Origin of the sequence: Actinoplanes sp. NPDC048791, from assembly GCF_040650095.1 — a bacterium.
In the GTDB taxonomy this organism is placed as follows: domain Bacteria; phylum Actinomycetota; class Actinomycetes; order Mycobacteriales; family Micromonosporaceae; genus Actinoplanes.
In genome coordinates this window covers 1-2,673 of sequence record NZ_JBEZGQ010001088.1, presented here as the reverse complement: position 1 = coordinate 2,673, position 2,673 = coordinate 1, and the positions used below count along the sequence as shown (strand labels likewise).

Genomic DNA, 2,673 nt, shown 5'->3' with positions numbered 1-2,673 from the left:
CCCGGACCCCGTTGCCGGGCGGGGGCGGCACCGGGAGCTGATGATCAGTGTCTGGTATCCCGCCGCTCCCGGCGCCGGGAGTCATCCGGTGGCGCCGTGGATGACCGCCGCGCCGCTGCGGGCTCTGCTGGCCGGCAACGGCTTCGATCCCGAGGTTGCGGCGGGGCCCCGTACGGCTGGGCATGAGGAAGCGCCCGTGCTGCGGGCAGCGGACCGGCGGCCCGTGATCGTGTTCTCCCACGGCTCCAATGGTCACCGGTCGGAAACCACCATCGTGGTGCAGGAGCTGGTCAGTCACGGGTACGCCGTGGTCACAGTGGACCATCCGTACGACTCGTACAGCGAGTTCCCCGACGGCCGGCTCACCGTGCCCGACGACGACGTATCGGTGACGCCGTGGGACCACGCGAACGACGTCCGCTTCGTGCTCGACCGGATCGAGGACCTCGTCGCCGGCCGCAATCCCGACGCCGGGCGCCGCCGGTTGCCGGCCGGTCTGGGGGCCACGCTCGATCCGCGTCGGGTCGGCATGTTCGGCTGGTCGAAGGGGGCGACGGCCACCGCCCTGGTCATGAACACCGACCGGCGGGTGCGGGCCGGGCTCAGCCTCGACGGCCCGATGCAGTCGCAACCGCCGGTGACCGGGCTCGACCGGCCGTTCATGCTGATGACCGCCGAGTTCAACCGGGCCGCCGAGCCGAGCGTCGAGGAATTCTGGGCGCAGCTGCAGGGCTGGCGGCTCAACGTGCAGGCGGACGGCGCGCTGCACGGGTCGTACTGCGACGGCCAGTGGCTGGTCCCGCAGCTGGGGGCGATCATCGGGATGAGCGACGAGGAGCTGGCCGGCTGGATCGGCACCCTCGACCCGGCCCGGGCGGTACGGATCCAGCAGGCGTATCCGCTGGCCTTCTTCGACCTGCACCTTCGCGGCCGCCGGGGGCACCTGCTCGACGGCCCGAGCCGGGCCTTCCCCGAGGTGCGTTTCCTGCCCTGATCCGGACCTGAGCATCCTCAGCCGGACCTGAGGATCCTCAGCCGGACCTGAGCATCCTCAGCCGGACCTGAGGATCCTCAGCCGGACCTGAGCATCCTCAGCCGGACCTGAGGGTCCGGGTCAGTCCTTGGTGGCCCGTTCGGTCGCGGCGTGGTCGCTCGCCACGATCAGGTCGAGCAGTTCCTCGCCGAGGCCGGCCGGGACCCGGACGCGGCCACCGCCGGTCGAGATCGCCTGCGGACACGTCGCGTCGCCCAGCACCACGATGACGTCGCCGAGGCTGACTGCGACCGTGCCCGGTGTCCGCAGGGTGCATTCCGCACCGGCGGGCACGGGGTCGCGCAGTTCGGCGAGAGTGGTCAGGATCTGGTCCAGCGTCCTGGCGTCGTGCGCGTCGACCATGCCGCTGCGGGCCGGCGTGTCGGCGGTGACGCTGGTGATCCGGTCCGGCAACGCCAGGCCGCCGGAGGCCGGGGCGGGCGGGCCGGCGGGCCACGTGATGCGCTCGAGCAGCGCTTTACGACCCTCCTCGTCGCCGGAGATCAGGGCCGCCGTCGCCTCGATCGGGCCGGTGTAGGGCCGGTACGTCCAGGTGGACGTGACCCCGAGGGTGCCGGCCTGTTCCACCTGGAGCAGCTGCTCGTCCCTGACCACCAGCTGCTCCGGACCGAGGGACGGGTTGACCCCCCGCTCCACGAGAGCCATCCACGGCTCACCGTCCGACCGGCAGACGACGAGACCGCCCCCGGGAGGGACAGAATCCGACGGCATGAAGTCCCACTTGGCGGCGAGGTAGACGGTACGCGGCTCGGCGGTGCACGCGTTGAAGTTCTGCACCGTGCTCGTCCGCCAGCCATCCGGTATGACGACGGACACGCCGCCGAAGCTCACCGGGGTCCCCGACTGTTCGTTGACGTCCGACCGGCCCACGGCGGTAATGACGAAGGGCAGGGCCAGGGCGGCCACGGCGGCGGAGGCGGCGACTTTCCAGGCGCGGCGGCGCCGCACACTGCGTCGCCCGAGGCTGAGCATCCGGGCTGCGGGGTCGGTCTCGGACGGCGTCACGGAGGTGGCCGCGCGGTCGAGGAGTTCGTTGACTTGGCTGGTGTTCACGGCGTCTCCCGGGCGGATTCGATGAACAGGCCACTGGCGCGCAACGCCGCCAGGGCGCGGGACGTGCGGCTCTTGACCGTGCCCACCGCGATGCCGAGGGTCTGCGCCACCTCGGCCTCGGAGGCGTCGGCCCAGAACCGCAGCACGAGCACCACCCGCTGGTCGGCGGGCAGCCGGCGCAGGCTGGCGAACACCTGCACGCTGAGGTCAACCTGCTCCGCGAAACCCCGGCCGGAGGTGTCCGGCAGCTGCTCGGTCGGCACCTCGCCGCGCCAGCGCCGGCGCCGGGCCCGCATCGCGGCCCGGATCATCACCTGCCGGACGTACGCCTCCGGTCGGCCGTCGGGCGCACCCAGCCGGGACCACGACCGGTACGCCGCGATCAGGCCTTCCTGGGCGAGGTCCTCGCCCAGCCGGCTGTCCCCGGCCAGCAGCGCGCCGAAGCGAACGATCTCGCGGTACCGGCCGGCGACGAAGTCCTCGTAGCCGGCGGGTCCCGCACCGCGGAACAAGCCCATACCGGAGTAAGGGCGCTGGACCCGACCGATGGTTCCCTCCTCTCCGAC

The 2,673-nt window shown here is 72.4% G+C and carries 3 protein-coding genes; 1 reads left to right on the top strand and 2 read right to left on the bottom strand.

From position 1 onward, the window contains the following. Nucleotides 1–994, top strand: a 994-nt coding sequence (locus tag AB0C29_RS42560) for an acetylhydrolase (RefSeq protein ID WP_360833225.1), incomplete at its 5' end; no start/stop codon positions are given. Between the two features lie 120 nt (nt 995–1,114). Here the strand turns inward: AB0C29_RS42560 and AB0C29_RS42555 are convergent. Both AB0C29_RS42555 and AB0C29_RS42550 read right to left on the bottom strand, forming a co-directional pair. After that, nucleotides 1,115–2,107: a hypothetical protein gene (locus tag AB0C29_RS42555; RefSeq protein ID WP_360833223.1), complete on the bottom strand. Its 993-nt coding sequence runs from the start codon at nt 2,105–2,107 to the stop codon at nt 1,115–1,117. Then, a partial coding sequence (locus AB0C29_RS42550) for a SigE family RNA polymerase sigma factor (RefSeq protein ID WP_360833221.1) occupies nt 2,104–2,673 on the bottom strand: 570 nt, incomplete at its 5' end. The genes AB0C29_RS42550 and AB0C29_RS42555, both read right to left, overlap by 4 nt.